Origin of the sequence: Mycobacteroides saopaulense (assembly GCF_001456355.1) — a bacterium.
GTDB classification, from domain to species: domain Bacteria; phylum Actinomycetota; class Actinomycetes; order Mycobacteriales; family Mycobacteriaceae; genus Mycobacterium; species Mycobacterium saopaulense.
In genome coordinates this window covers 4,121,198-4,147,324 of the sequence record NZ_CP010271.1, presented here as the reverse complement: position 1 = coordinate 4,147,324, position 26,127 = coordinate 4,121,198, and the positions used below count along the sequence as shown (strand labels likewise).

At 62.7% G+C, this 26,127-nt stretch carries 23 protein-coding genes and 1 tRNA gene; 13 read left to right on the top strand and 11 right to left on the bottom strand.

Annotation, left to right across the window (positions count from 1 at the left end):
* The first annotated feature begins 19 nt into the window (after positions 1–19).
* Positions 20–484, top strand: a complete 465-nt coding sequence (locus tag MYCSP_RS20650; protein WP_088414971.1) for an SRPBCC family protein — start codon at positions 20–22, stop codon at positions 482–484.
* On the opposite strand, the gene MYCSP_RS20645 is transcribed toward MYCSP_RS20650, so the two are convergent.
* The 6 genes from MYCSP_RS20645 to MYCSP_RS20620 all read right to left on the bottom strand — a co-directional run bounded on the left by MYCSP_RS20645 (position 481) and on the right by MYCSP_RS20620 (position 7,203).
* Entirely contained in the window at positions 481–1,422 is a 942-nt protein-coding gene (locus MYCSP_RS20645) for an alpha/beta fold hydrolase (RefSeq protein WP_088414969.1), read from the bottom strand. The genes MYCSP_RS20650 and MYCSP_RS20645 overlap by 4 nt on opposite strands.
* A complete protein-coding gene (locus tag MYCSP_RS20640) occupies positions 1,412–3,607 on the bottom strand; it encodes an acyl-CoA dehydrogenase (protein WP_088414967.1) in 2,196 nt (731 codons plus the stop codon). The genes MYCSP_RS20645 and MYCSP_RS20640 overlap by 11 nt, the downstream gene beginning before the upstream one ends.
* A gap of 15 nt (positions 3,608–3,622) precedes the next feature.
* On the bottom strand, positions 3,623–4,474 hold the full coding sequence (locus MYCSP_RS20635) for an SDR family oxidoreductase (RefSeq protein ID WP_083014383.1): 852 nt from the start codon (positions 4,472–4,474) through the stop codon (positions 3,623–3,625).
* A gap of 63 nt (positions 4,475–4,537) precedes the next feature.
* Positions 4,538–5,494, bottom strand: coding sequence for a 2-hydroxyacid dehydrogenase (locus MYCSP_RS20630; RefSeq protein ID WP_088414965.1), 957 nt, complete (start codon positions 5,492–5,494; stop codon positions 4,538–4,540).
* A complete protein-coding gene (locus MYCSP_RS20625; RefSeq protein WP_083014385.1) occupies positions 5,470–6,597 on the bottom strand; it encodes an alpha/beta hydrolase in 1,128 nt (375 codons plus the stop codon). Before MYCSP_RS20625 ends, MYCSP_RS20630 begins: the two co-directional genes overlap by 25 nt.
* Positions 6,598–7,203 (bottom strand): TetR/AcrR family transcriptional regulator, encoded by a 606-nt coding sequence (locus MYCSP_RS20620; RefSeq protein WP_088414963.1) that lies wholly within the window; start codon positions 7,201–7,203, stop codon positions 6,598–6,600.
* 171 nt (positions 7,204–7,374) lie between these two features.
* Between MYCSP_RS20620 and MYCSP_RS20615 the strand changes: the two genes are divergently transcribed.
* The gene (locus tag MYCSP_RS20615; RefSeq protein ID WP_070912058.1) at positions 7,375–7,956 is read left to right on the top strand and encodes a VOC family protein; all 582 of its coding nucleotides are present in this window, start codon (positions 7,375–7,377) and stop codon (positions 7,954–7,956) included.
* Here MYCSP_RS20615 and MYCSP_RS20610 read toward each other — a convergent pair.
* Positions 7,946–8,545, bottom strand: coding sequence for a TetR/AcrR family transcriptional regulator (locus MYCSP_RS20610; RefSeq protein WP_088414961.1), 600 nt, complete (start codon positions 8,543–8,545; stop codon positions 7,946–7,948). The two genes, MYCSP_RS20615 and MYCSP_RS20610, sit on opposite strands and share 11 nt — an antisense overlap.
* Positions 8,546–8,621: 76 nt before the next feature.
* On the opposite strand from MYCSP_RS20610, the gene MYCSP_RS20605 reads away from it, so the two are divergent.
* The 3 genes from MYCSP_RS20605 to MYCSP_RS20595 all read left to right on the top strand — a co-directional run bounded on the left by MYCSP_RS20605 (position 8,622) and on the right by MYCSP_RS20595 (position 12,689).
* Positions 8,622–9,557, top strand: a complete 936-nt coding sequence (locus MYCSP_RS20605; RefSeq protein WP_070911911.1) for an oxygenase MpaB family protein — start codon at positions 8,622–8,624, stop codon at positions 9,555–9,557.
* Positions 9,558–10,192: 635 nt separating this feature from the next.
* Positions 10,193–11,722, top strand: a complete 1,530-nt coding sequence (locus MYCSP_RS20600; protein ID WP_234809124.1) for a sugar transferase — start codon at positions 10,193–10,195, stop codon at positions 11,720–11,722.
* A gap of 64 nt (positions 11,723–11,786) precedes the next feature.
* Positions 11,787–12,689, top strand: coding sequence for a class I SAM-dependent methyltransferase (locus tag MYCSP_RS20595; protein WP_088414959.1), 903 nt, complete (start codon positions 11,787–11,789; stop codon positions 12,687–12,689).
* Here MYCSP_RS20595 and MYCSP_RS20590 read toward each other — a convergent pair.
* A complete protein-coding gene (locus MYCSP_RS20590) occupies positions 12,686–13,870 on the bottom strand; it encodes an alpha/beta hydrolase family protein (protein WP_088414957.1) in 1,185 nt (394 codons plus the stop codon). The genes MYCSP_RS20595 and MYCSP_RS20590 overlap by 4 nt on opposite strands.
* Before the next feature lie 262 nt (positions 13,871–14,132).
* On the opposite strand from MYCSP_RS20590, the gene MYCSP_RS20585 reads away from it, so the two are divergent.
* Both MYCSP_RS20585 and MYCSP_RS20580 read left to right on the top strand, forming a co-directional pair.
* Positions 14,133–14,543: a DUF6188 family protein gene (locus tag MYCSP_RS20585; protein ID WP_043076371.1), complete on the top strand. Its 411-nt coding sequence runs from the start codon at positions 14,133–14,135 to the stop codon at positions 14,541–14,543.
* A 260-nt stretch (positions 14,544–14,803) separates the two neighbouring features.
* A complete protein-coding gene (locus MYCSP_RS20580) occupies positions 14,804–15,904 on the top strand; it encodes a GGDEF domain-containing protein (RefSeq protein WP_088414955.1) in 1,101 nt (366 codons plus the stop codon).
* A gap of 39 nt (positions 15,905–15,943) precedes the next feature.
* Here the strand turns inward: MYCSP_RS20580 and MYCSP_RS20575 are convergent, their stop codons facing one another.
* Positions 15,944–17,281, bottom strand: a complete 1,338-nt coding sequence (locus MYCSP_RS20575; RefSeq protein ID WP_235629503.1) for an ABC1 kinase family protein — start codon at positions 17,279–17,281, stop codon at positions 15,944–15,946.
* 222 nt (positions 17,282–17,503) lie between these two features.
* On the opposite strand from MYCSP_RS20575, the gene MYCSP_RS20570 reads away from it, so the two are divergent.
* The 4 genes from MYCSP_RS20570 (at position 17,504) to MYCSP_RS20555 (ending at position 21,210) form a co-directional block, all read left to right on the top strand.
* Complete coding sequence (locus tag MYCSP_RS20570; protein ID WP_083014399.1) at positions 17,504–18,280, top strand: winged helix-turn-helix domain-containing protein; 777 nt, start codon at positions 17,504–17,506, stop codon at positions 18,278–18,280.
* Positions 18,281–19,021: 741 nt separating this feature from the next.
* Positions 19,022–20,020, top strand: a complete 999-nt coding sequence (locus MYCSP_RS20565; RefSeq protein WP_088414951.1) for an acyl-ACP desaturase — start codon at positions 19,022–19,024, stop codon at positions 20,018–20,020.
* Positions 20,021–20,080: 60 nt separating this feature from the next.
* On the top strand, positions 20,081–20,977 hold the full coding sequence (locus tag MYCSP_RS20560; RefSeq protein WP_083019831.1) for a cyclopropane mycolic acid synthase family methyltransferase: 897 nt from the start codon (positions 20,081–20,083) through the stop codon (positions 20,975–20,977).
* Positions 20,977–21,210: a three-helix bundle dimerization domain-containing protein gene (locus tag MYCSP_RS20555; protein ID WP_088414950.1), complete on the top strand. Its 234-nt coding sequence runs from the start codon at positions 20,977–20,979 to the stop codon at positions 21,208–21,210. Before MYCSP_RS20560 ends, MYCSP_RS20555 begins: the two co-directional genes overlap by 1 nt.
* A 364-nt stretch (positions 21,211–21,574) precedes the next feature.
* Here the strand turns inward: MYCSP_RS20555 and MYCSP_RS20545 are convergent.
* Both MYCSP_RS20545 and MYCSP_RS20540 read right to left on the bottom strand, forming a co-directional pair.
* Positions 21,575–21,648: transfer RNA gene (locus tag MYCSP_RS20545), tRNA-Gly, on the bottom strand.
* Positions 21,649–21,763: 115 nt separating this feature from the next.
* Positions 21,764–22,432: a TetR family transcriptional regulator gene (locus MYCSP_RS20540; RefSeq protein WP_083019827.1), complete on the bottom strand. Its 669-nt coding sequence runs from the start codon at positions 22,430–22,432 to the stop codon at positions 21,764–21,766.
* 179 nt (positions 22,433–22,611) lie between these two features.
* Here MYCSP_RS20540 and MYCSP_RS20535 point away from each other — a divergent pair, with 179 nt between their 5' ends.
* Positions 22,612–23,043, top strand: coding sequence for an MmpS family transport accessory protein (locus MYCSP_RS20535; protein WP_017205780.1), 432 nt, complete (start codon positions 22,612–22,614; stop codon positions 23,041–23,043).
* Entirely contained in the window at positions 23,040–25,943 is a 2,904-nt protein-coding gene (locus MYCSP_RS20530) for an MMPL/RND family transporter (protein ID WP_088414948.1), read from the top strand. The genes MYCSP_RS20535 and MYCSP_RS20530 overlap by 4 nt, the downstream gene beginning before the upstream one ends.
* Positions 25,944–26,127 lie beyond the last annotated feature (184 nt).

Sequence of the window (26,127 nt, the reverse complement as noted above, 5' to 3'; positions counted from 1 at the left end):
CCAGAGGAAAGGGGTAGGTATGGCTGTATCGGTAATTGACGCGGGACCTCAGCAGGTCAGTCGCTCGGTCGAGGTATCTGCTCCGGCAACGGAATTGTTCGGCATCGTGGCGGACCCGCGCCGTCATCACGAACTGGACGGGTCGGGCACGGTCGGCCAGAACATCCGTACGCCCGACCATCTGGAGGTCGGCTCGCGCTTTTCCACCGGGATGCGGATGTTCGGACTTCCGTACCGCATCACCAGCACCGTCACCAAGTTCGATCCCGACGCGGTCGTCGAATGGCGCCATCCCCTGGGGCACCGGTGGCGCTGGGAGTTTGTCGCGCTGTCACCGACGAGCACCCGTGTCACCGAGACTTTCGACTTCCGCAGCGCTGGGGCCATCCGAAACCTGCTGAACTACAAGCTACCCGGCTTCATCAAGGCTAACGCCAAGGGAATTGAGGCCACCTTGCAGCGACTTCAAGACCGGTACAGCTAGCCGGTGGATTCTCGGGTAGCCCGGGTCTCCTGCTCGGCACCCAGGGCCTCGAGCACCGTCACGATCTCGTTGACGACCTCACTGGCGCGCTCGTTGGGCAACATGTGTCCCGAGCCCGGGTAGGTGCGCAGTTCGTTGGTCTCCAGCGCCGCCGCGATGATGCGGGAGTCGCCTGCCGGAGTGAGGAAGTCGCGAGAGCCTGCGAGCACCGCGGCGGGCTTACCGCGGTAGGCGCTGAGGCCCTCGGTCAGGTCCTCGTGCAGCACCATGCTCTCGGCGGCGTCTTTGTAACTGCGTGGCGTACCCGAGCGGATCTGGTCCCAGACCCGGCTCACGTCGTAGGGCCGTGGGTCACGGCCGAAGACTAGTGTCGAGATGATGGGGCGCATGAGGTAGCCCTGCTGCAGGAACCAGCCCTGCGCCACCACACCGAGAATCACCGCCTTGACGACCTCGAAAACCGGCGGCACGACCCGCAACCGATGCAGGAGCCGGCCCGCGGAGGTCGCCACGAATACGGCGCCGGAGATCCGCTGCGCCACCAGGTCGGCGTGATACTCCCCGAGACCCATCATGGTCATGCCGCCCATCGAGTGGCCGACGATCACGATGTGGCCGGTGGGTATCTCGGCCTTGATGAAGTCGGCGGCGTCCGTGGCGAGCTGCGGCACGTTCACGGTTCCGCCCGGGGCTGGATCGGACTTGCCGTGGCCCCGGTGGTCGAGCGCGACGATGCGCAGTTCGGGATGGCGCTCATGCAGGGGACCCGCGACGTCATCCCACGCCTCGCGGTTCTGGGTCCAGCCATGCAGGAACAGCACGGTGACGAGGGCTGAGCGGTTTCCGGTGTCGGAGAACCCGATTCGGGTGCCGTCGAGGGCGGTGAAGAAGTCCTCGCGCTGGCGCCACGCGGTCTCGGTAGCGGTATTACGGGTCACGCGGCAGTCCTAACAGTCGCTCGGCAATGATGTTCAGCTGCACCTCGGAGGTGCCGCCGTAGATGGTGGTGGCACGGCTAGCTAGAAGATAGTCCGCCCAGCGGCCCTGCTCCTGTTCGGAATCGCCGATGGCACCGTCCTGTCCGAAGTGATTCACCACGAACTCGGCGTATCCCTGCCCGGTACGCATGCCGAGGAGCTTGGACACCGCTGCCGAGGGCATCGGGTCCCCGCCGGCCAGGGTCAGCAGGGTGGAGCGCAGGTTCAGCAGCTTCACGCCGTGCCCTTCGGCGATGAGCTGCCCCGCCCGATCGCGGGCCACCTCGCTGAGCTCGTGTCCGCCGACGAAGGTCACCAGGTCGTCCAGGCTGGCCAGGAACGGCAGGTCGGAGCTGCCGATCGAAACGCGTTCCGCCGTCAGCGTGTTGCGGCTGACTTCCCAGCCGCGGTTGACCTCACCGACCACCAACTCATCCGGCACGAACACGTCGTCGATGAAGACCTCGTTGAACAGCGCGCCGCCCGTCATCTCGCGCAGCGGCCTGACGGTGACACCCTCGCTCTTCATATCGACCAGGAAGTAGGTGATGCCGTTGTGCTTAGGGGCGCTGGGGTCGGTCCTGGCCAGGCAGGCACCCCAATCGGCGAACTGTGCCACCGAGGTCCAGATCTTCTGGCCGGTGAGGCGCCAGCCGCCCTCTACCTTGACCGCCTTGGTGGACAGACCGGCGAGATCCGACCCGGCGCCGGGCTCGGAAAACAGCTGGCACCACATCATTTCGCCACGGAACGTCGGAGGCAGGAACCGTTCCTTCTGCTCCTCGGTGCCATAGGCGACGATCGACGGCACCAGCCAGGTCGCGATGCCGAGCTGGGGCCGGCGCACCTTTCCGGTGAGGAACTCCTGGGAGATGATCACCTGCTCGATGGGAGAGGCGGCGCGTCCCCATGGCGTGGGTAGGTACGGCAGCACCCATCCGCCCTCGGCAATCGCGGCGTTGCGCTTCCCGGACGGGATTTCCTTGAGCGCGGCGACTTCGGCGCGGATCTCGTCACGCAGGGCCTCGGTTTCCGGCGCCAGATCGATGTCGACCTTGCGCAGACCGTGCTCGACGGCCGTGCGGACCACTGTGGCCGGTGCGCTGCCGGAACGACCCAGGGCGGCAATGAGACCCAGCGCTCTGCGGTAGTAGATGTGGGCGTCGTGTTCCCAGGTGTAACCGATACCGCCGTGCACCTGAATGCAATCCTGCGCGCACTGCTGGGCGGCGGCCGGAGCCAGGGTCGCGGCCACCGAGGCCGCGAACTCCACGACGCCCGCCGACTCGTCGGCATCGTCGAGGGCGCGCGCGGCATCCCATACCGCCGCGGTGGCGCGCTCGGTGACGGCCGCCATGGTGGCGCACTTGTGTTTGATGCCCTGGAATTGACCGATGGGGCGGCCGAATTGCTCACGCACCTTGGCATATTCGGATGCGGCATCGGTGGCCCAACGGGCGACGCCGACGGCCTCGGCCGACACGATGGTGGAGATGATGGCGGTGGCGCGGGTGTCGGTGAGGTTGGTCAGCACGCGGTCCGCGGGAACCAGCGCCTCTGTTGCCGTCACATGCGCGACCGGCCTCAGCGGGTCAACACTCTGTTGCGGGTCAAGGGTGACGTCATCGGCGCTCAGGACCACCCACACCCGATCGGAGCCGACGGTCGCCGGGGCGACCATATAGGCGGCGGAGGCCGCCGACAGCACCGAGCGGGCCTGCCCGTCCACGGCCAGGCCGTCACCGGAGGCGGTGGCGGTGGCGGTGGCGGTGAATGACGAGCCGGCGGAGAAGGTGGCGATGGACGCGCCGGATGCCAGGTCGCCGAGCAGCGGGTGATCGGGGTTGTGGGCGCTGATCAGCGCGCTCGCGATCACCGAGGGGACGAACGGCCCGGGTACCGCACCGCGACCGAACTCGGCCACCACGATAGCGAGCTCCAGCGCGCCGAATCCCTGGCCGCCAACGGATTCGGCGAGGTGTACGGACGTCAGACCTTGATCGGCGGCGCCCTTCCAGAATGGTGGCGGCCACGGCAATGGCGTCTCAAGTGTTTCGTGCAGCAGTGTGGTCGGCACAACGCGCTCGACGAACGCATGTGCCGAGTCCGCGAGAGCTACGTGCTCACTGTTGATGGCGATCGGCATCTGATTGCTTCCTAACTATTCGGCGCTGGGCTCGCTGTGGCTGGCACGGTCCTCGTAGGCGGCGCGTGCCGACGTGCCGTGCGCATCGAGCATGAAGTGGTCCATTCCCAACGATCGTGCCGCGGGCCCGTACAGCGCTCGGGGCAGCATGGCTGTCGTGCGCAGCAGTGGGCCCAGTTTCTTGGGCACCATGACGGGGAACTTGCCCTTTCGCACGGCTTTGAGGACCCCGGCGGCAATGTCTTCGGGCTGAACGATTCCCAGCAGCCAGTGCTCCTCGAGACCCGCCACCAGCTCGGTGTTGACCACGCCGGGCATCACGCAGACAACGGAGATGTTGTCGTCCTTGAGTTCGAGGGTCAGCGATTCGCAGAGGCCGACCACCGCCCACTTCGTCGCGCAATACGTCGCGAGCCCCGGCACGCCCATTTTGCCTGCGGCAGAGGCGATGTTGACGATCACACCACCGCCGCGCGGCTTCATCCGTTTGATGGCCAGCTGGCTGCCCCACATGACGCCGCGCACGTTGATGTCGAGCTGACGTTGGATGGATTCCAGCGACTCTTCCCCGAACGGGGTGATGGGCATGATGCCCGCGTTGTTGATGATCACGTCGACGGGCCCGATGGTGGCCGCGACGGTGTCGAGAAAGGCCTCGAAGCTGCCGTAGTCGGTCACATCGAGCGGCAGGCCGATGGTGCCGTTGCCGATCTCGGCGGCGGTGTTCTCACACAGCTTCTTGTCGATATCGCCGATCGCGACCTTCGCGCCCTCGGCGGCGAACGCCGTGGCCATGGCCCGGCCGATGCCGCGTGCTCCGCCGGTGATGGCCACGACCTTGCCCGCGAGCTGCACAGCTGTTCCCATTCGTCCTCCCACGCCATTGTGGTTCGTTTACGAATATTCTCTAGTGTAAATCTCGGGGCTAGCCTAGCGCACGCGGTCAGCTAGCGGCAGTCCATCCTTGAGGCGCCGACAGTTGTCGATCGCGTGGTCCAGGTAGCGCGTCATGGTGTCTGCGGTGAACCATGTGACGTGCGGCGTGAGCACCACATTCGGCAGCGTCAGCAGCGGGTTATCTAGCGAAACCGGCTCTTGCGCAAAGACATCGAGACCCGCGGCGCCAAGAGGGCCGTGTCGCAGCGCTTCGACCAGGGCGGCCTCGTCGACCACCGCCCCGCGCGAGGTGTTGACCAGGACCGATCCGGGTTTCATCCGGGATAGCGCCTCGGCGTTGAGCATCCCGGCGCTGGTCTCGGTCAGGGGGAGATGCAGCGAGACGATATCGCTGCTGGTGAGCAGGTCATCGAGGTTGCGCCACCCGCTGGTGCCGTCGTCGCGGGTGCTGGTGTGCAGCACGGCGGCGCCCATCGCCAAGAGGATCCGTTCCAGCGCCTTGGCGATGTTGCCGTATCCCACCAATCCGACTGTGCACGAGCCGATATCGCGCACGGTGTCACCGAGCGACTGATCGGTGGGCCAGCCGCGACCTGCGCGAATCTCCCGGTCCAGCCGTGGCAGTTGCCGCAGCGTCGCCAGCATGAGCAACAGCGCACCCTCGGCGACCGACGGCGCGTTGGCGCCGGGCATGTTCGCGACGGCCACCCCTTGCATGGAGGCGGCGTCCAGCGCGATGGTGTTCACCCCCGCACCGAATTTGTGGATCAGCCGCAGCCGTTCGCCTTTCGCGACGTCATCGGCAGAAAGCGGACGAAGCACATGCCAGAGCACGTCGGCATGCGGTAGTTCGGCGTAGAAGGTGTCGTCATCGTCCTCGGCGCAGAAGCGCACGTCAAGCCAATCGGCGTACGGGGCAAGCTGTTCGCGGACGCGTGGGCCGACCGGAAAGTGGGCGAGGACCTTCACTCCCACCGCTTGCTTGCCCACTCGGCAATGGTATCGGCCTGCTCCTGGCGCGCTCCCGGGTTCTGGAAGTAGTGGTCGGCATCGATGGAGGCTCGTGACTTATCGGTCGAACCCAACGCGTCGTAGATGCGCCGAGCATCGGACGGGAAGACGCCGGTATCGCCGTCGGCATTGATGACCAGCGCCGGAACGGTGACATCGGCCAGATGTGGCTCGGCGCGCGTCTGGGCGTGCGACAGGCTCCACATGCCCAGCCAGTTCTTCAATGTGGTGGCACAACCGATTCCGAAGGTCGAGCGGTTGGCCTTCACCGGCACCCCTGCGTAACACAGGTTCGGCGGGCGCTTGGTGGGCTCCAGGGTGGGATCGACCATGCGCGGGTCCGCCCAGGTGCGGTGCACCGTGAAGGCACGGTCGCTGAACCCGGCCGCGCGCACCCGTGCCAGTTCGTCGAGCGCCCACGCGGTGATGCGGTGATTGCGCGCGACCTGGCCCTCGCGGTACCTGGCGACGAACTCGGTCGAGTAGGCCGGCCCGTTCTCCTCGTTGAACAGATCCAGGGCGGGGTCGGTGGATGCCGGATCGCTCTCGTCGATCACCGAGGCGTCCATCCAGTCCGTCAGCACATCGGGGCGGCCCAGATGTGCGGCACTGGCGACATAGCCGGCCGCGGCGGGCAGGCTGTCCAGGCCCTCGGCCGGGCGCATGCCCTCCAGTGGCGTTACCTTGGGGGCCACTGCTTGCGATTGATAGGCCGACATCAGCGAGCCGCCACCGGAGTTACCCAGCAGCAGTACGGTTTCCACGCCCGCCTGTTCCTGAAGCCAGCGCACGCCCACGCCGATGTCGACCAGGGCGTGATCGAGCAGGAAGTGGCTTTCGAAACCGCGGAAGCGGGTGTTCCAGCCAAGGAACCCATACCCGTGACGAGCCAGGTACTCGGCAATGTAGTGCTCGGAGAAGTCGATCTGATAGTGCGTCGCTATGAAGGCGATCTTGGGTTTGGTGCCGGCGGCCCGGTGGTACAGACCCTGGCACGGATGCCCACCGGCACCGTTGCGTCCGGCGGTCGGCGAGGGCAGCCCCACGAAATCCCGCACGATCGTCGTCATCTTGTCGGGCATTCAGCAGACCTCCTTGGAGTAGATGGCGCGGTAACAGATTCCGGCCAGGGTGTCGATGCAGGCATCGTCGTCGACAGTGGCCGCGTTGCCCTGGCTGAGCTGGTTGTAGGCGAACTGATTCATCATCGAGACGATGGCGCTGGCCATGAGGTGCGGATCGTTGCCGGGGCTGTATCCGTCACGCTGTGCGCGCTTGATGGTGGTGGTCAGGAAATCGATGGGCTCGGAACACATCTGGTTCCAGAACTCGGCGAACTCGGTGTTGATCATGGCCAGCTGAGACACGCTGATCATCTCGGCGAGCTGGTGGCGCCAGGTGAGCCAGTGCGCGGTGGCGATGTCTCGGGCGCGCTGCTTGTTGGAGCGCCCGTGCCCGATGGCCGCCGACACCCGCTCTTGGGCCTCGGTGCGAAATCGCATGGCCCACTGCGCGACCATCGCCTCTTTGGAGTCGTAGTAGTTGTAGAACGACGCGGTGGACCGGCCGGCCTCCGCCGCGATATCGGCGACGGTAGTGGCAAGTATTCCCTTGCGGGCGACGACAGTTCGTGCTGCCTCGTCGATGGCGGCCTGGGTCTGACGTCCGCGAACGGTGGGTTGGACCACGCTGCTTCCTTCTGACGAGCAGACGTAAAGGCTCCCGACACGCCGGGAAAAACGGTGCTTTTGTGTCTGCTCGCCGATCGGTATTGACCTGTTTCTGAACCTGATGTTAGATTCAGATTAGCGTAAAACGCAAGGTGTCATGCGGTCGGATCAAGGAGGCTCCCCGTGACGATGATCAAACCGAACAACCCCAACTCCGAGTTCGAGTTTGGCGGTTTCAACCATGTGGCGCTTGTGTGTTCGGACATGGAACGCACCGTTGACTTCTACTCCAACGTGCTGGGCATGCCGCTCATCAAGTCGCTCGACCTGCCGATGGGGCAGGGGCAGCACTTCTTCTTCGACGCCGGCGGCGGCGACTCCCTGGCCTTCTTCTGGTTCAAGGACGCGCCGGACGGTGTCCCCGGGATCTCGGCGCCTGCGGCGATACCGGGAATCGGCGACATCATCAGTGCCGTGAGCTCGATGAACCACATCTCGCTGCATGTTCCGGCCGAGAAGTTCGACGAGTACCGCGTCAAGCTCAAGAGCAAGGGCGTTCGGGTGGGGCCCATCTTGAACCATGACGAGAGTGAGTTCCAGGTCTCCAAGGAACTACACCCGGGCGTGTACGTGCGATCCTTCTACTTCCTGGACCCAGACGGCATCACTCTTGAATTTGCGTGCTGGACAAAAGAGTTCACTGCGGCAGACGTACGTGTCGCGCCCAAGACGGCTGCCGAGCGCACCCCGCGCGAGGTGGCTACCGCGTAGTCGGTTCCAGCAGGCGGGTCAGTACTTCGACGAGTTCGTCGATGCCGAGTTTCAGCTGACCGGACACCCAGGCCGCCAGCGTCTGTCCGACGCCGCCTACCGCGAAATATGCTGCGGCACGCATGGACTCGTCATTCGCAAGATGATATGTCTTGTTCAGGTGCTGGCCGGAGAGGGTCGCGAAGAGCTGCTCGGCGGCGCTGCGGCGCTGCGCAATCACGGAGTTGGCAGGATTGCTGCCGAAGAGCAGCAGGCCGATGCGGGGATCCTCGGCAATGGAGTGCACGATATTGGAGATACCCGCCGCGGTCTTCTCGCGCCGCGGCGCCGCGTCCACCGCTTTCTGGGTCGAGATCGCGACCTTGCCGATCACGCCGTCGTACACCTGGGCGGTCAGCTCATCCAGATCGGTGAAGTTCTCGTAGAAATACCGGGCGACCACGCCCGCGTGCTTGCATACACCGCGGACCGTCAGATTTGGTGCGGGACCGGCGGTGAGCAGGTCAAGCCCGGCCTCCAGGAGTCGATTGCGACGCTCGGCTTGCCGGTCGAGGGCCTGGACGCCCCCGTAGACCCGCGATGACGACATCACTACATCTTGACAGGCGGGGCGCTCCGCTGCACGATATTTGATAACACATGTTCGCAGATGCAAGGGGTCAACGGTGACTATCGAGCAGTTATCGGCAGTTGAAGGGCAATTCGAAGGCGACGGGGGCCCGGGTACGCGGAGCCGTCGCAATGAGCCCGTACCGCCTGCACCGCAGCTGTCCCCGTGGTGGTCCTGGCGTCGCCAGCCCAATATCGCGGACAACTTCATGGGCTTGGCCCTGTTGGGCGGGCCGGCCAACGTCATCATGCAGCTGGCGCGTCCCGGTGTGGGATATGGCGTCGTCGACAGCAAGGTCGAGAGCGGGCGGGCCGACCTGCACCCCATCAAGCGGGCCCGGACCACATTCACCTTCTTGTCGGTTTCCACGCTGGGTAATCCGGATCAGAAGGCCGCGTTCCGCAAGGCGACCAACCGTGCGCACGCACAGGTTCACTCGGCGCCGGGGGACAAGGTGCAGTACAACGCCTTCGACCCGGAGCTGCAGAAATGGGTGGCGATCTGCCTCTACAAGGGCTTCGTCGACGTGTACGAGGCATTTGTCGGGCCGATGACCGGGGAAATGGCCGAGCGGTGTTTGCAAGAAGGCGCCGTCATGGGAACCACCTTGCAGATGCCGTTGGCGATGTGGCCGAAGTCGTGTGCCGAGTTCGATGAGTACTGGCAGCGGTCAATGGATCTGGTGCACATCGACGATCATGTGCGGCCGTATCTGTACCGCATCGCGTCGGCGTCCATCGCGGTGCCGAAGTTCATGCGCCGCCCCGTGGGCGCCTTCTCGCGATTCATCACGACCGGATTCTTGCCGCAGCGGTTCCGCGACGAGATGCGGCTGCCGTGGAGTCCGGCGCGCGAGCGAACGTTCAGGAGGCTCCTCGCGGTCCTCGGATTCGGGAGCCGCCTGCTGCCGAACGGGCTGCGCCGGTTTCCCTTCAACGCGCTGATGCTCGATCTCGACTGGCGGATTCGCACCGGCCGCCCGCTCGTCTGACCGATATCGGGCTAACAGGCGTACCCAGTTAGCGACTAGATGTGGGGACACGCGGTCCGCTGACCATGTGATTCACGAGCGTTACCAGACATGGTGGGCTCGTCGGGCATCCATGGGCAAAATCTGTCAGGTAGGGAATCAGGGACTCGGCGACGTGCTGGTCGTCCGGCGCGGAGGCTTATGGCGGTCCCAGGAGATTGCACGACACTGTCCTAAAGTAGCTGTCGACATTGCTGGAATGCTTGCTCACTACACTTGTAGTGAGCAAATTTGTACATGACGAACTTTTTGTGGACCTGACAGACTTTGTGCGTTGGTGCAGTTCAAACCCCGTAAATATGACATCTGATCGTCATATAAATAAGAACGATCTGTACATTTGGGACGGCCGTTCGTGAACTCCGTCACAATTGCAGGACCTCCAGGTTTCGGTGTTGCCAGATCGTGGTTCCGTGGATACATTCCCTTCCGAACGAAACTGGGTAACGGGCGTTACACCTCTGGTGTCGCCGCCGGGCCGAGGTATTTACGCGATGGTGGTCATGGCCGGGACGTGCTGAATCTTCTGCACCCCGTCACTGCGTGACACGAGCTGTTTGGTTTTGCTGATGGGGATGTTCTGAGAGGACAAGCTCGTGGTCGCGGTGAATGAGGGCTCGCCCGCACCGACCCGGCTGAGGGGCCGGATCGGCAGTGTGCGCCGCCCGCGTCCACCGCAGACCCAGACACCACCTCAGACCTCCGCCGGACACCGCGCGGCTCACTGGGGGGACGTCTACTCCCGGTGGCTGATGGTCACCGACACACTGATCGTCGCCGTTGCGGGCTGGACCTGGATCGAGTTGCGCAACGCCACCAACCCGATGACGCCCGCCGAGCTCTGGATTCGTATTGGCTTCTTCTGCTACTGGGCGCTGCTGCTCGGCGTGTACCGCAGTAGGGACCCGCACCTCATGGGCAGCGGCGGCGAGGAGTATCAGCGAGTACTGCGCGCGACATTCCACATGTTCGGCCTCTTCGCCATCGTCAGTGTGCTGTTCAAGTTCAATGTCTCGCGTTTTGCCCTGGGGATGTCCCTCATCGTCGGCATCGTGCTGCTACTCCTGAACCGGAAGCTCAGCCGCGCCTGGCTCAACCGGCAGCGCGCCCGCGGCAAGCAGATTTTCAACGTGGTTGTGCTCGGCGGCGATGCCGCGGCGCTCAACCTGGCCGAGAACTTCGGGCGCGACACCGCGCTCGGATACCGCGTGGTGGGCGTGTGCGTTCCCGGATACTTGGGTGCGCCAGGCCAGAACGTCGAAGTCGGAGACCGGAGCATTCCGATCCTCGGTTCGGAGGATCGGATCGTCGCCGCCGTCATGGAAGCGGACGCCGATACGGTGGCGGTCACCGCGACCGAACAGCTCGGTCCGGAGAAGATGCGCGAACTCGCCTGGCGCCTCAGCGAAATCGGGGTCAGCCTGCTGGTCTCGCCGGGCGTGTTCGATGTGGACCAGCCCCGGGTGCGGGTACGCCCCGCAGGATCGATGCCGCTGATCCACCTCGCCGAACCCCAGTACGAGGGTGCTTCCCGGCTACACAAGGTGCTGTTCGACCGGATCGGTGCGCTGTTGCTCATCATCGGGTTCAGCCCCATTCTGCTGGCGTGTGCTCTCGCGGTGAAGCTGGAGTCGCGCGGACCGGTGTTCTACTCGGCCGAGCGCATCGGAGTGCGATCCAACCCCTTCCGCATGATCAAATTCCGGTCCATGGTGGTCGGCGCGGATCGGATGGTTGATGCGCTGATGGCCCAAAATGACGGGGCCGGGCCGCTTTTCAAGATGCGCGAGGATCCACGCGTCACCGTGGTGGGCAGGTTCCTGCGGCGCACCAGCCTCGATGAACTGCCTCAACTGTTCAACGTGCTGCGCGGTGAGATGAGTCTGGTGGGCCCACGGCCGCCACTGCGCCGCGAGGTGGAGGAATACACCGACGTGATCAAGCGCCGGCTTCTGGTCAAGCCCGGTATCACCGGACTATGGCAGGTCAGTGGACGATCGGATCTCCCGTGGGACGAGGCCGTGCGCCTGGATCTGTCGTACGTAGAGAACTGGTCCATGGTTTCCGACGTCGCGATCCTCTGGCGCACGTTCCGTGCCGTCGTGCGCAGCGACGGAGCGTACTAGCGCGTCACGGTTGCGCCCATGCATGTCAACCTAGTTGTCACACTGGCGGGGTATTGTCGCGGCCATGCGTACCGATCGCGACAACTGGGATATCAACACAAGTGTCGGCTCCACCGCGCTGTTCGTGGCGGCCAGCCGGGCTCTTGAAGCCACGAAACCCGCGCCCTTGGCGGTCGACCAGTATGCGGAGGTCTTCTGTCGTGCCGCCGGCGGGGAATGGGCAGAACTGGTCGCCGGAGGCGGGCCCGAACATCCTTTGCGTTCGGAGGAATTCGGGCAGTATTTTGTGAGCTTCCAGGGCGCTCGCACACGCTATTTCGATACGTACTTCGGTAAGGCGATAGAGGCCGGCGTCAAACAGGTGGTGATTCTGGCCTCGGGACTGGACTCGCGAGCTTATCGACTCGAGTGGGCCCCGGGGACGACGGTCTTCGAGTTGGACCAGCCGTTGGTGCATCAGTTCAAGCGAGAGGTGCTCGACGAGCACGGGGCCGAGCCTACGGCCGATCGCGTGGAGATCTCCGTTGACCTGCGCGAAGACTGGGGTAAGGCATTGCAGGAAAAGGGTTTCGATTCATCCAAGCCCTCGGCGTGGATTGTCGAAGGGCTGTTGATCTATCTGCCGGCAGACGCCCAGGAACGACTGTTCGAATCCATCGACGAGCTGGCCGCCCCGGGCAGCTTCGTGGGCATCGAGCAGATGACGACCTACGCGGACGTGGTGTTCGCCATGTTGGTCGCGGGTGCCAACGAAAGCGGCGATCAGGCGAATTCGGATTTCTTCTCGCTGATCTACAACGAGCAGCGCAGCGAGGCCGCAACCTGGTTCCGTTGCCACGGTTGGGGTTCTGAGCGTACCGAGCTGTTGGACTATCTCAATCTCTCGGGTCGCACATTGCCCGAGCCGAGCCAGCCCGCCTGGTACATGTTCAACTCGATCAGCCTGGTGTCGGCAGTCAAGGGCTAGGCGTTCAGATGCCGGTCGAGGAATCCGGTCATTCGGCGTAGGTAATCACCCTGGTTCACATGCAGGATGTGGTTTCCCGGGAACCAGTGCAGGGCACAACGATCCCAGTGCTCCCAGAGCATTTCGGCTTGCTCCGGGGGTGCTAGTCGATCGCCGAGTCCGGTGATGATGAGTCGCCGCTCCTTTGGCACCACCGGCTGGTAGGTGAGGGGAGAGGAGTAGGAGAGCGCGCCGTCGAGCTGGTTGTGGTCGAGGTGACCGAGCCTGGCGGCGAGTTTGATCGTGTGTTCGGCCGGAACCCAGCTGTGCAGAAGCGATTTCACATCCACCACAGGAACATTGGGAATGGTGACGTCGATCCGGCGCTCCACGGTGGAGATCAATCCGGTGGTGTAGCCGCCGAGCGACAGGCCGGTGAGTCCGATCCTTTCGACTCCGGTGCCGCGCAGGTAGTTCACGAAGATCCGGAAGTCGTGCACGGCCTGACACATCGACTCGGAGAAACCGGTGAAGCCATGGCTGAAGTATCCGGACCCGCTGAACGGCGAGTACTTCTCGGCTCGCCGGCCATGAAAAGGCAAGGTGTACAACAAGATGTCGTATCCGTTGCGGAAGAACCAGGGCAGCGCGAAGAACACTCCGTTGAGTAGGTACGGCGATCCGAAGAACCCATGGATCACGCACAGGGTGGGACGCGGGCCGTCGTCGTGACGCCAATGCTGGGCACGCGCGACACTGTTGTGCGGGAAGCGCTTCCAATAGTCCCGATAGGCGGGATTGCGTGCTTCGTAAGGACTCTCGAAATCCAGGTTCTCCACGGTGCCCTTGGCCAGTGCCTGCGCGACGGGACCTGCGGGGCGTGAGAAGACGACCGGCGTGGTCTGCGGTGCGGGGAAGGACAGGTCTGCGTCACCCATCGCGGCAAGTTCACCGTAGAAGGCCAGGTTGTCGCGCTCGCGTGCCACGAACTCGCGGTCGATGAGCAGGCTTGGGGCCACGACTCCCATCACGGAAAGCGCGCCGACGGTGCGAAGGGCGATATCGGTGAGCGCAGAGGTCTCGACCATGGCACGTTCCCGCAGCGTCAGATCGACCGGCCGGGGCAGCTGAGGACGATCGGTGGGCGCTGGGCGCGGAGTGATTCGCGGCTGTCCGATATCTTCCGATAGCTCCGCTGTCATGGGGTGGCCCTTTCGCCGCGGTGCTAGCCACGCTGCTAGCTCATAGCGAATGTTAGGGCACCCAGGAGAAATTCGTTCGCCAAGACGATAAAGCCGTCGTGCTCGTGTGGTTCAGCAAAAAGACGTGAAAAACAAGCAAAACAGTGTGCTGCCGACGGTCTGTGGGCAGCACAAATAACGTTTACGTTTCGACTAGTTTCGACAATAAAACTTGTGCCGTCAACCCCTTGTGCTAGCTGAGAGGCGGGTTCAGAGTGAAGGTATGTCCGAAGCATGGATTGAGGGCTGTCCAGTTCAGCGGATCATGTTCCGTGACGGATTGGTAATCAGTCTTGGTGACTACAACGAGGTGGTTATCGCCGTGCCGATGTGGCTCACGCTTCCCCCTGCGGGGAGGTGGCCGCGGGAAATCGTCTGTGTCGATCCGAAGGCGATCCTGGATGAGGAGCGTCCGCTCTTCAGCATCTCGGGTTCTACATGCACCGAGGCCAGGTGGAACGACAAAGGCGATTTGCACATGGAGTTCTCCGATGACCACGTGATCGACGTGCCGCATCACGACTTCGACACGGCGTGGGAGATCTATGGCAAGTACCACGGATATGTGGCCAGCCTGCCGCGCGGCAAGGTTCGCGTGGTGCGCCACGACGTGCCGGAGGAAGCCGGGGCCTGACCGGTTTTCTCCGCGATCGAACCCGATGTGGGGTTGATTCGTGGCGTGAGACTTCTCGCGGTGGCATGTGCGTCAGCGGTGCTCGTGACCGACTCCGGGGTGCATGCCACGCCGGGAAAAGCGTGTCGCCGCAACTCTCTGCTGTTCTAATAGGCACACGGCGTTGACCAAATCTGTGAGATGTTTACGGCGGTAGCTGTCGCATGACCGTTGCCGGGCCAGCGCGCAGTGTTCGACGGGATGAACGGGAGTGTGCGGCCATGGGTGACGCTCGTCGGGGAGCGCAGATCTACGCCACCAGCAGTGAGATTCTGGAGCGCATCCACTTGCGGCGTGCCGTTGCGGTCTTGACCGCTGTGTGCGTGACGGGCATTGCGGCGGCGGCGATTTCCCTGGCCTTCTCGGGAATGTCGACGGTTCCTTTTCTGTGCCTGGGCATTTCAATTCCGGGATTCCTCTGGGGTGTGCGCTACGCACTCAAGAAGCCGGCTACTTACCTGGAGTCTCTTGCGTACGTGGCGTATTGCGATGTGTCGATTGTGATCGGCATCTGCGTGGTGACGACGAGCGGGATCGCCTTCGTCAAACTGGCGTGGTTAGTGGCTGCCAACACCTATACGTTCGTGTTTCACGGTCGCACCGCGGTGGCGATACAAAGCGCTGTCACGGTCGTCGCCACCGCGTTGGCGGTGGGAGGAGCCGTTTTCCGAGGTGACTCCAACGCCCCGGCGCTGATCACGATCGTGGCCACGGTGATCTTGGCCAACCTGATTGCGGCTTGGGTCATCTACGGCGGTATGGCGCAGTTCGCCACCCACGCCGACGACAGAGACCACCTTGCGCGTCACGACGATCTGACCGGGCTGCTGAACCGGCGGGGTCTTCAAGAAGCATGCGAGAAGTGGACCGGCGATGCCAGGAACAGACACATCGTCGTTGCGGTCATCGATCTTGACGAGTTCAAATCGATCAACGACACCTACGGACATGGTGTTGGTGACGAGGTTTTGCGTCGTACCGCACGACAACTGCAGGCGTTGCAGGGGCCAGATAGGTTCTTGGCCAGGCTCGGTGGCGACGAGTTCGGTGTGGTCGCGATTGTCTGTTCCGACGAGGTCCTCAACTACCACCAGGTGGTGCAGGACGCGATGGACAGCGGCGGCGACGAGATACCGGTGAACTCCAGTGTGGGCGTTGCCTCCGAGGCACTCTCACGGCTCGGTGATCTCCCGGACAGCTCGTTGGTAGCTGCTGTTGCCGATCTGCTGATCAAGGCCGACAACGCAATGTATCGCGTCAAGCGAGGTGACTCACTTGGCGCCTACAGCATCGAACGCCGTACCGAGTACCGGATCGGTTGACCACTGCCCGATGGTCGTTAATCCTTTGCGCCGATACCGCTATGGGCCAACCGATTCGGTGCGTGCCAGATAGCGCTGCAACACGTCGGCCAGCCCCGTCCATCCGGACACGACCTCGTCGCGTAGCGGCACCACGCATTCCAATTGGCTGAGGGTGCCGAGCAGGACAATGAGGACGCGTGTGGTCGGGATCAGTTCACCCCGCAATGTCATCTGACGTGCGACGTTGGATAGCCGGGGTTGCGCGAGGCTGTTGACCTGGCCGGCGAACCACGCTCGGCTCAGGTGCGCCTCGGGTGCGAGGAACAGCGCGCGGAACGGCGAGATGGCCTCGACAATGGCTGGGCCGTTGAGCTCTTGGCCCGGCGCCACAAATCCGTGCTTGCGGAGCGCGGAGTCGAGATCGTCGTTGTCACCGTTGAGGATTGCCTCTCCCAGATCGTGAACGAGTTCCACGAAACCGTTGGGATATGTCGAACAGGCTCCGAAGTCGACAACACCGAGCCGCCCGTCGGGAAGCAGCCGGAAGTTGCCGGGATGCGGGTCCCCGTACAGATATCCGCTGCGGCCGAAGCTCGTCATGACGAAGCGAAGGATCTGCGTTGCCGCGCGGTTGCGATCTTCCTGGGATCCATTGCGTATCAGTTGATTCAGCGGTACAGCGTCCACCCATTCGCTGATCAGCACGTCGCGCTGCTGCTCGATGACCCGAGGTACCACGAACTCCGCGTCGTCGGCGTACGCAGCGGCGAACGCGCGTTGATAGTGCGCCTCCTGTCGGAAATTGAGTTCCTCGCCGACGTAGTCACAGAGCGCATCGATTGCCGATCGGACATCGCCGCCCGGGAAAGCGACCCCAACCATGGGCGCCATGGAGCGAAGCTGGCCGAGCTCATTGAGCAGTGCCTCGCGCACTCCCGGATACATCACTTTGACCGCCACCGGTGTGCCGTCATGCCACACCGCACGGTGAACCTGCCCGATCGAGGCGGCCGCCGCCCGCGATGAGTCGAACGCGCTGAAGGATTGACGCCAACCCGCGCCCATATTGGCCGCCATGGTCTCGTGCACGAGGGACGGCAGCATGGACGGTCCGGAATCCTGCAGCTTGCTCAGCGTGACCCTATAGGGCTCGGCCAGCTCGCTGGGCAACCTCAGTTCGGTGAGCGCCAGGATCTGGCCGAGCTTTTGGGCACCCCCGCGCAACTCACCGAGGATCTCGAACACATGTTGCGCGGTGCGTATTTGTATGTCGCGGCCGATTTCCTCGGCCGAGCGGCCGAGGAAACGCTTGCCCACCCCGCCTACGCGGCGGGCCGCGTAGGCGGCGGGGAGTGTGGCCAGCTTTGCATTGCGTACGGGCAGGCGCGCGGGCACGCGGCCAGTAGAAGCCTCGGTGGCCCGCCGTGAGAACAGCGGTACTACTTTGCCTCGGTGCCGATCGAGCATGACCTACCTCAGGGAACAGCGCGCAGCGCGCTACATGTCAGCTAATTCGAGATCAGTGTCTGGTCCTTGTCTCATCCCGTCAAGTCCCGTGAGCCACCCGACTATGCTGTCCGAGACGGTTTGAGCATTTGGAGTGCGAGAGGCGGGGTGATGGAATCGAAGACGGTAGTGGCCGACATTGCCGACGAGTTGGCGCGCCGCGTGGTGGGCGGGGAGTACGCACCCGGTGATCTCATGCTGTCCGTCCGTCAGGTCGCCGATGAGTTCGACGTGAATCGTGCGACGGCGCAACTGGTTCTCGGACGGCTGGAAGCGATGGGGATCGTCGCCGCCCAGCGTGCGCGTGGATTCGTGATTTGCGACCTTCGCGACGGGGCGGGCGCGGACGTCGGTGGTTACGTGTTCAGACTCTCGCAGGCGCCCGACGAGGTCTTTGAAATGTTCCGGGACGCGGTCGACATGGAACGCGCGATTGTGTTGGAATCGCTCATCACCTACGCGACGCTCGACGAGCAGCCGGACTTGACTGCTCTTGAGAACGATGTAGATGAGCTGGAATCAATTACCCAGCTGAATGATCCGGACTACCCGGCAATGTTCGAGAAGGAATTGGGCATCATCCGCCACGTGCTGTCAGCACTCCACCAACCCTTCCGGAAGGCGGTGTTGAACTCGATAGGCGCGATGATCCTGAGCCTGCCCGAGGCGCTCGCCGCCTATTATCCGGATGCGCCGGACGTACGCGTGTTGGTGTGGCGTGCCTTTGTGGCCGCGCGGAAAACCGAGGCCGGCCCCACCCAGTCCCAGCTGGCCCTTTTCGAAGACCTTGTCAACATGTACCACCAGCAAGTCATCGAGCGTTTCGCCGAACTGGTGCTCGGACACGAGGTGGACCTGCCGTTGTATGGGGCCGCGGCCACGGCCTGATAGCTGCCGGTACGCAAACCGTCTGGGCCAGATTGCTGGCGGTGTGCTGAGCCGCTGGCATGAGGGTCGATGACCGTGTGCGTCACACGTTGGGCACGCGGTGGTATTCATGAAATCTGTTATTTATCAACGGATATAAGACACATCGGGGACGCTGACGGCGACCGCACCGGGGCGATGGTGCCCGTCCAGGCGCAGCGTGCGGTCCTGGGCGATCTTCTTTACGCAGGGGATGCTTGGATCGAATTCGCATTCGTGACGATGCGACTACCTCTTGCTGTCTGAGACAGTATGTCTTACAGTTCCCCCATGGTGTCGGCGGGAGTGACAACGCATGGTGCAGCGGGATTTCAGGCTGGGTGCCGGTGCGAAACGTGTCATACGGCGGAAACAGCGCGTCTGCGGTGGATCGGAGAAGCCGAGACCACTCGCTGGGAACAGCTGAACGCGCGCGCCGACCGGGTGTGGGAGCAGCGATTCGAGACGCCGGAACCGTCGCCGTACCGGACTCGCTGGTCTTCCCACGAAATTGCCTATGCGCTCGACCGATCGCGGGCTGTGGATGACATTGCCCGTGCACTGGGACGCACGGTCGACGCGGTGTGGCAAATCCGCCGGAAGCACACGAAGCGATGCACCTGCGGTGCCGCTCTCAATGTGCCCTGACCGTCATGTCGAGATTCTCGTGAGAAGGAATGCCGTCTGCCGTTGCCGATCGTCACGGCCGGCGTGAGGAAACAGATGCAGAAGGAATTCACCGACCTTGAGCTTTTGCATGAGCTTGAGCCTGTTGTCGAGGAGAATGTCCATCGCCACCTGGGGGTGACCAAGGACTGGAATCCGCACGATTATGTGCCGTGGTCGGAGGGTAAGAACTACAAGGCTTTGGGTGGTCAGGATTGGGATCCGGAGCAGTCCAAGCTTTCCGAGGTTGCCAAGGTGGCGATGATCACCAATTTGTTGACCGAGGACAATCTGCCGTCGTATCACCGTGAGATCGCGATGAATTTCACGATGGACGGGCCGTGGGGCACGTGGGTGAATCGGTGGACCGCTGAGGAGAACCGGCACGGGATCGCTATTCGTGACTATCTGGTGGTGACCCGTTCGGTGGATCCGGTCGAGTTGGAGAAGTTGCGCGTGGAGCAGATGACCCGTGGCTTCTCTCCGGGCCAGAACCGCCAAGGCGGAGATTTGGTGTTCGCCGAGAAGCTGTTCGACTCAGTGGTTTACGTGACGTTCCAGGAGTTGGCGACTCGTGTGTCGCACCGCAACACCGGTAAGGCGTGCGATGAGCCCATCGCCGACGAGCTGCTCAAGCGCATCTCGACCGACGAGAACCTGCACATGATCTTCTACCGCAACATGGTGCACGCAGGCATGGAGATTGCACCTAATCAAGCGGTCAAGGCCGTGCACAAGGTGCTCGACAACTTCACCATGCCCGGTTACACGATTCCCGGATTTCGCCGCAATGCGGTCACCATCGCCACCGGCGGGGTGTACGACCCGCAGTCGCATCTCGATGAGGTGGTGCTGCCGGTGCTGCGCAAGTGGCGCATCTTCGATCGCGACGACATCAGCAGTGAGGCCGAGTGGTATCGCGAAGATCTCGACCGCATTATCGGCGACCTGAAGAAGACCGCCTCCGACTTCGAGGAAGTCAAGGCCAAATACCTGGAACGCCAAGCCAAACGTGCCGAACGCCAGGGCGCCAAGGTGCAGATGATCAGTGCCTAGGGCACAGCCACGCCAATTGTCCGCCGGTGGGGCGGCGCTGAATGATGGGAACCGTGCGTAATGCCTAACTTAAGTCCCAAGTACGACGAGATATCGTCCATATACGACATCTCGAACTCCTTCTATGAGCTCTTCCTGGGCCCCACAATGGGTTACACATGTGGGTATTTCGAACGTGAGGATGCGAGCGCCGACGAGGCTCAGATTTCCAAGTTCGACTTAGCGCTGGGCAAGCTAGGCCTGGAACCGGGGATGACGCTGCTCGATGTCGGATGTGGTTGGGGCGCAGGCATGCAACGGGCCATCGAAAAGTACGACGTCAATGTCATCGGGCTGACGCTTTCGGATGAACAGCGCAAGTATGCGATCGACAAGCTCGGGAAGGTTCCTACCCGGAGAACCATCGACATCCGGTTGCAAGGCTGGGAGGAATTCCACACCAAGGTCGACCGCATCGTGTCCATTGGCGCCTTCGAACACTTCGGGTTTGAGCGCTATGACGACTTCTTCACGATGGCCTGGAACATATTGCCCGACGACGGGGTGCTGCTTCTGCATACCATCACGGCATTCGATGAGCGCCGGGTGCAAGAACTGGGACTGCCACTGACTTTCGAGCTGGCCCGGTTTGCCAAGTTCATCATGACCGAGATCTTTCCCGGTGGACGCCTACCCTCCGTGCGTAAGGTCGAACACCACGCGCAGAAGGCCGGATTCACCGTCGGCAGGCTGCACGAGATCGGTCCCCATTACGTCAAGACCTTGCAATGCTGGGCCGAACGATTGCGCGCCCATCGCGATGAGGCCATCGCGCTTCAGGGCCGCGAGGTGTACGAACGATTCGACAAGTATCTGAATGGATGCGTGGACCTGTTTCGTGCCGGATATACCAGCGTTCACCAGTTCACCCTCACCAAAAATGGCCCGAATATCGATCCATTTCCCATGGCGCGGTAATGGATGAGCGGGCATTGGTGGCCGCGGTGCAGCGGCAGTTGACAGCTAACTACTCGTGGTTGACTCCCGAGCGGGTTTCCGGTGCCGTCCAGGCCGCGTATGAACGGTTCGCCGAATGCAGGGTGCGTGAGTTCGTGCCTCTGTTGGTGGAGCGACGGGCCCGCGCCGAGCTGGACGGAGTGCGCGGGGCCGACGCTATGGACCTGAGGTTGTTGTTGCGGGACGGCGTGTAGCCGGATAGCGACTGTGTAGGTCATCGATCAGGCGTTTTGCCTCGAATATGTCCTTGCGCATGGCGGCTGCGCGCTGGCGGTGATGTCGATGCGGGGAACTGCCCGCTGGCGTATGTCGGATGAGATGCTCGGTCTTGGCCATGTTTTGCGACGTCTCGTAGACATGCTCGTAGAGCGACGCCAACAGTGTCCGGGCCTGCGCCACGGAAGGATCCTCTCCACCCACTGAGACATCTTCGCATCTGGGTTTCGGGTTGTACAGCTATCTTCGCAGAATTAACGGAATGGACGAAAAGTATGTCGCGGCAAGGGCCTTGGGAAATGCCGCATGGGTAGCGGTAGGAGGTCGCCTCGTGGGCGGGTGTGGAGCCGATGACGGGAATCGAACCCGCGTATTCAGCTTGGGAAGCTGATGTTCTGCCATTGAACTACATCGGCGGAGGCCGGCCCCGTCCAGTAGAGCTAGTAGGACCTCTCGGCGTGTGAGCTTACATGTGGGAGCGCGCCGCAGTCCGTGCCCTCACGGATTTGGTACTCGCGAAAGGGCAGTCGATCAGGACGAGCGCTTGACCAGGGCACCGATGATCAGCCGGGACAGCATGGTTTCCAGGTCGGTGTCGAAGTTCAATGAGATGTCTGCCAGCGCGGGTTCGGCCTTGGCGGCGGCGATGGCGCTGGCCGACGGTTGGGCGTACATCCACAGCGCCGCGCTGGTCACCACGGTGGAAAGCGACACACTCTGGGAATCGTCGCCGAGCTCAGGGATGAAGCTGCGAATGGCGTCGGTGTACCTGGCGATGGTGGTGTGGGCGGATCGCCGGAAACATAGCAGCGTCTCGGGTGAGACGTTGTATTCCAGGACGCCCGGCTGTGCGGTCATCAGATCGCACAGCACAGCGTGTTCTCGCAGCGACCGGCTGAGCAGGGCCGCCAGGTGGTCGGCTCGCTGCTGCGCCGAACCGTCGTACGTGTCGGCAGAGAGCTCCGTCACAATTTCGGTCACCCAATCCCGCAGGGCGCCGTCGAGCAACTCCAGCAGCACAGCCTCGCGCGACTCGAAATAGCGGATCATCGCCGATTTTGCTAGCCCGGTGCGACGGCTCAGCTCATTAAGGCTGATCTGGCTCACTGGCATGTCGCTGAGCATCGACGAGGCGGTTTCCAGGATGGCTTGCCGACGGATCTCGCGCTGCTCCTCGCTGCGAGCCCGCCGGAAGTTCATGGCCCGATGTTAATCCGCCGCCGATCGCTCGATAGTGAACCGCCGGTCCATTACCGTGGTACGGTCTCTGACGCAATAGACCGGCGGTACACAAAGTGGTGATGCCGCTCGTCTGGTAGTCGCCTCACCGGCAGGAACCTGCGGTCCTGAACAGCGCACAAGCAGAAGGGGATGCACGGGTGTACCGACTGTTTAAGCAATTCTGGATACCGCTGCTGCTGGTGGTCGTCGTCGGGATCGGTGGATATGCGATTGCGCAGATCCGCGGCTCCGCTGCGCCTCGTCCAGCGAAACTCGGCGAGGGATCGGGCATCACTGCCAACTTCAACCCGAAGCGCATCACGTACGAGGTCGTCGGCTCCGGCGGCACCGCGAACCTCAATTACCTCGATGAGAACGGCCAACCCCATCTGATCGAGAATGCCTCGCTCCCTTGGTCATTCACGATCGTGACGACGCTGCCGTCGATGTCGGCCAATATCGTCGCCCAGGGGGATCGCGATGTCAGCGACCTGGGCTGCCGCGTGACCGTCGACGGGCAGGTGCGCGACAACCGTTCCAGCGCAGACAAAGTCAAACCGTTCATCTACTGCTTGGTGAAATCCGTATGAGCAATCTGCACGCAAAGCCGCACCGCCCGTTCCTCGGCCACCTGGTCCGGGTTCTCTCGCTGCCGATCATTCTGTTCTGGGTGGCGCTCGCGGTCATCTTGGGCACGGTGACCCCATCTCTGACTGACGTGGCGGCGAGCCGGTCGGTGCCTCTGAGCCCGCAGAATTCCGAGTCTTATCAAGGGATGTTGAACATCGGCAAGGTGTTTCAGCAGTACGACTCGGACTCCTCGGCGATGGTCGTTTTGGAAGGCGACGACAAACTGGGCGACAGCGCGCACAAGTACTACGACGACATCGTCGCCAAGCTCAAGGACGATCACGAGCACGTGCAGAACGTCCAGGACTTCTGGAGCGATCCGCTGACCGCGGCGGGCTCACAAAGTGTGGACGGCAAGGCCGCCTATGTACAGATCTTCCTCAATGGTTCGCAGGGCACCAGCGCCAGCCATGAATCGGTGGCCGCGGTGCGTCACATTGTCGACTCCGTTCCCGCCCCAACGGGTATCAAGGCCCATGTCGCCGGCACGACCGTGCTCAACGCTGACACCCAGGTGGCCGGTCACCAGAGCATGGCGACCATGGAACTGGTGTCGGTGGGCGTGATCATCGTGATGATCCTGTTCATCTATCGCTCCATCGTCACCATGCTCATCTCCATGGTCATTATTGGCCTGGAACTATTTGCCGCCCAAGGTGTTACGGCGACAGCGGGCTATCTGAACGTCATCGGATTGACTCCCTACGCGGTGAGCATGGTGACGATGCTGGCGCTGGCGGCCGGCACGGACTATGTGATCTTCCTCTTCGGTCGTTATCACGAGGAGAGGTCGAAGGGACTGAGCCGGGAAGACGCGTATTACGTGGCATATCACGGTGTCTCGCACGTCATTCTGGGCTCAGGCCTGACCATCGTCGGTGCGTGCCTGTGCCTGACCATGACCACGCTGCCGTACTTCCAGAGCATGGCGCTGCCGTGTGCGATCTCGGTGCTGGTGATCGTGGCCGCCGCGCTGACGTTGGCGCCCGCGGTGTTGACGGTGGCCTCCAAGTTCGGGCTCCTGGAGCCCAGGGGCAAGCTATCCACCACTGGCTGGCGCAAGGTCGGTACGTCGGTGGTGCGCTGGCCCATTCCGATCATCGTGTTGACCAGCTTGATCGCGATCATCGGTTTCGTCAGTCTGATGACGTACGTGCCGCAGTACAACGACCAGAAGTTCACACCGGCCGATATGCCGGCCAACCTTGCCATGGAGGTCGCCGACAGGCACTTCTCCCAGGCCCGTATGAACCCCGAGCTGCTGATGCTGGAGGCCGACCACGACCTGCGTACACCGGCCGACATGCTGGTCATTGACAGGGTGGCCAAAGGCATTGTGCACATGCGCGGTATCGAGCGGGTACAGACGATCACCCGTCCCCTGGGCGCGCCGATCGAGCACAGCTCGATCCCGTTCTTGATGGGCGCGCAGAACGCCGGCACCCTGCAGACCGCGAAGTTCAACAACGAGAACTCGGCGCAGATGCTTGAGCAGGCCGACGAACTGAGCAGGACCGTGGCCAGCATGGAGCGGATGTACAGCCTCATGCAGGAACTTACGGGGACCATGCACAGCATGGTGGGCCGGACTCATGAGATGGAGGCGACCATCCAGGAGATGCGTGACAACTTGGCCAATTTTGACGATTTCTTCCGGCCGCTGCGTAACTACTTCTACTGGGAAAAGCATTGCTTTGACATCCCGATCTGCCAGTCGCTGAGATCGATTTTCGATGTTTTGGACAGCGTTGACGTGCTCGCCGATCAAATGCACGGCCTCATCGCGGATATGGATCACATGGACCAGCTGATGCCGCAGATGCTGCCGGTGCTGAGAACGACCATTGATTCGATGGGCCGGATGCGCGACTTCATGATCGCCACCCACAGTACAATGGCCGGGACCCAGGCCCAACAGCAAGAATTGGCGAAGGGCGCCACGGAGATTGGCTTGTACTTCGATCAAGCCAAGAACGACGACTTCTTCTATCTACCACCCGATGTATTCACCAACCCCGACTTCAAGCGCGGGCTCAAGATGTTCGTCTCACCCGACGGCAAGGCGGTGCGATTCATCATCACCCACCAGGGCGACCCGGCCTCGGTCGAGGGCATCGAACACGTCCGCGACCTCAAAGGTGTTGTTGCCGACGCGGTTAAAGGCACTCCGCTGTCCAACGCCAAGGTCTCGATCGCGGGTACCGCTTCGATGTATGCCGATATGCAGGACGGTGTTTCCATTGATTTGATGATCGCGGTCATCGCGTCGATGATCCTGATCTTTGCGATCATGGTGCTGATCACCCGCTCCGTGGTGGCGGCCCTGGTCATCGTCGGCACGGTGGCGGCGTCCCTGGGCACCGCGTGTGGCCTGTCAGTGTTGTTGTGGCAGGACATCCTTGGACTCGGTGTGCAATGGATCGTGATCCCGTTGTCGATGGTGATCCTGCTGGCGGTGGGTTCGGACTACAACCTGCTGGTGGTCTCGCGGCTCAAGGAGGAGATCCACGCCGGGCTCAATACCGGCATGATTCGCGGCATGGGAGCCACTGGCCGGGTGGTCACCGCCGCCGGCCTGGTGTTCGCGTTCACCATGATGTCGATGATCGTCAGTGATCTGCGCGTGGTGGGTCAGCTGGGCATGACCATCGGTATCGGCCTCATCGTCGACACACTGATCGTTCGTGCCTTCATGACACCGGCGATCGCCGCGGCCCTGGGCCGCTGGTTCTGGTGGCCGATCAACGTCTTCGAGATCGTCCGACGTGGCCGCGAGACACGGGCACCGGAACCGGTCACGGCACCGCTTCCGGTGATGGATGCCGGACCGCAACCGCCAGCTGCGCCCTCCACCTCCTGAAAAGTCTTGGCTAGCAGCGAGGAAATTCTCAGCATGGCCTCAGTGGAGGCGGGCACTGTGACAGTGCGCATCAACTGCGGCGTGTGCCCTGATGCATGGTGAGAAAGAAGGAACACACATGAACCATCTGCCCGGGCATCCGCCGTACGGAGATGATTTCCCGTTGGGACAGCACGGCTATCGG

Coding starts and splice junctions, on each gene's coding strand:
- MYCSP_RS20650 (WP_088414971.1), top strand. CDS start 20: ATGGCTGTATCGGTAATTGACGCGGGACCTCAGCAGGTCAGTCGCTCG.
- MYCSP_RS20640 (WP_088414967.1), bottom strand. CDS start 3,607: ATGCCGATCGCCATCAACAGTGAGCACGTAGCTCTCGCGGACTCGGCA.
- MYCSP_RS20635 (WP_083014383.1), bottom strand. CDS start 4,474: ATGGGAACAGCTGTGCAGCTCGCGGGCAAGGTCGTGGCCATCACCGGC.
- MYCSP_RS20625 (WP_083014385.1), bottom strand. CDS start 6,597: ATGCCCGACAAGATGACGACGATCGTGCGGGATTTCGTGGGGCTGCCC.
- MYCSP_RS20615 (WP_070912058.1), top strand. CDS start 7,375: ATGATCAAACCGAACAACCCCAACTCCGAGTTCGAGTTTGGCGGTTTC.
- MYCSP_RS20610 (WP_088414961.1), bottom strand. CDS start 8,545: ATGTCGTCATCGCGGGTCTACGGGGGCGTCCAGGCCCTCGACCGGCAA.
- MYCSP_RS20595 (WP_088414959.1), top strand. CDS start 11,787: ATGCGTACCGATCGCGACAACTGGGATATCAACACAAGTGTCGGCTCC.
- MYCSP_RS20590 (WP_088414957.1), bottom strand. CDS start 13,870: ATGACAGCGGAGCTATCGGAAGATATCGGACAGCCGCGAATCACTCCG.
- MYCSP_RS20585 (WP_043076371.1), top strand. CDS start 14,133: ATGTCCGAAGCATGGATTGAGGGCTGTCCAGTTCAGCGGATCATGTTC.
- MYCSP_RS20580 (WP_088414955.1), top strand. CDS start 14,804: ATGGGTGACGCTCGTCGGGGAGCGCAGATCTACGCCACCAGCAGTGAG.
- MYCSP_RS20570 (WP_083014399.1), top strand. CDS start 17,504: ATGGAATCGAAGACGGTAGTGGCCGACATTGCCGACGAGTTGGCGCGC.
- MYCSP_RS20565 (WP_088414951.1), top strand. CDS start 19,022: ATGCAGAAGGAATTCACCGACCTTGAGCTTTTGCATGAGCTTGAGCCT.
- MYCSP_RS20560 (WP_083019831.1), top strand. CDS start 20,081: ATGCCTAACTTAAGTCCCAAGTACGACGAGATATCGTCCATATACGAC.
- MYCSP_RS20555 (WP_088414950.1), top strand. CDS start 20,977: ATGGATGAGCGGGCATTGGTGGCCGCGGTGCAGCGGCAGTTGACAGCT.
- MYCSP_RS20540 (WP_083019827.1), bottom strand. CDS start 22,432: ATGAACTTCCGGCGGGCTCGCAGCGAGGAGCAGCGCGAGATCCGTCGG.
- MYCSP_RS20530 (WP_088414948.1), top strand. CDS start 23,040: ATGAGCAATCTGCACGCAAAGCCGCACCGCCCGTTCCTCGGCCACCTG.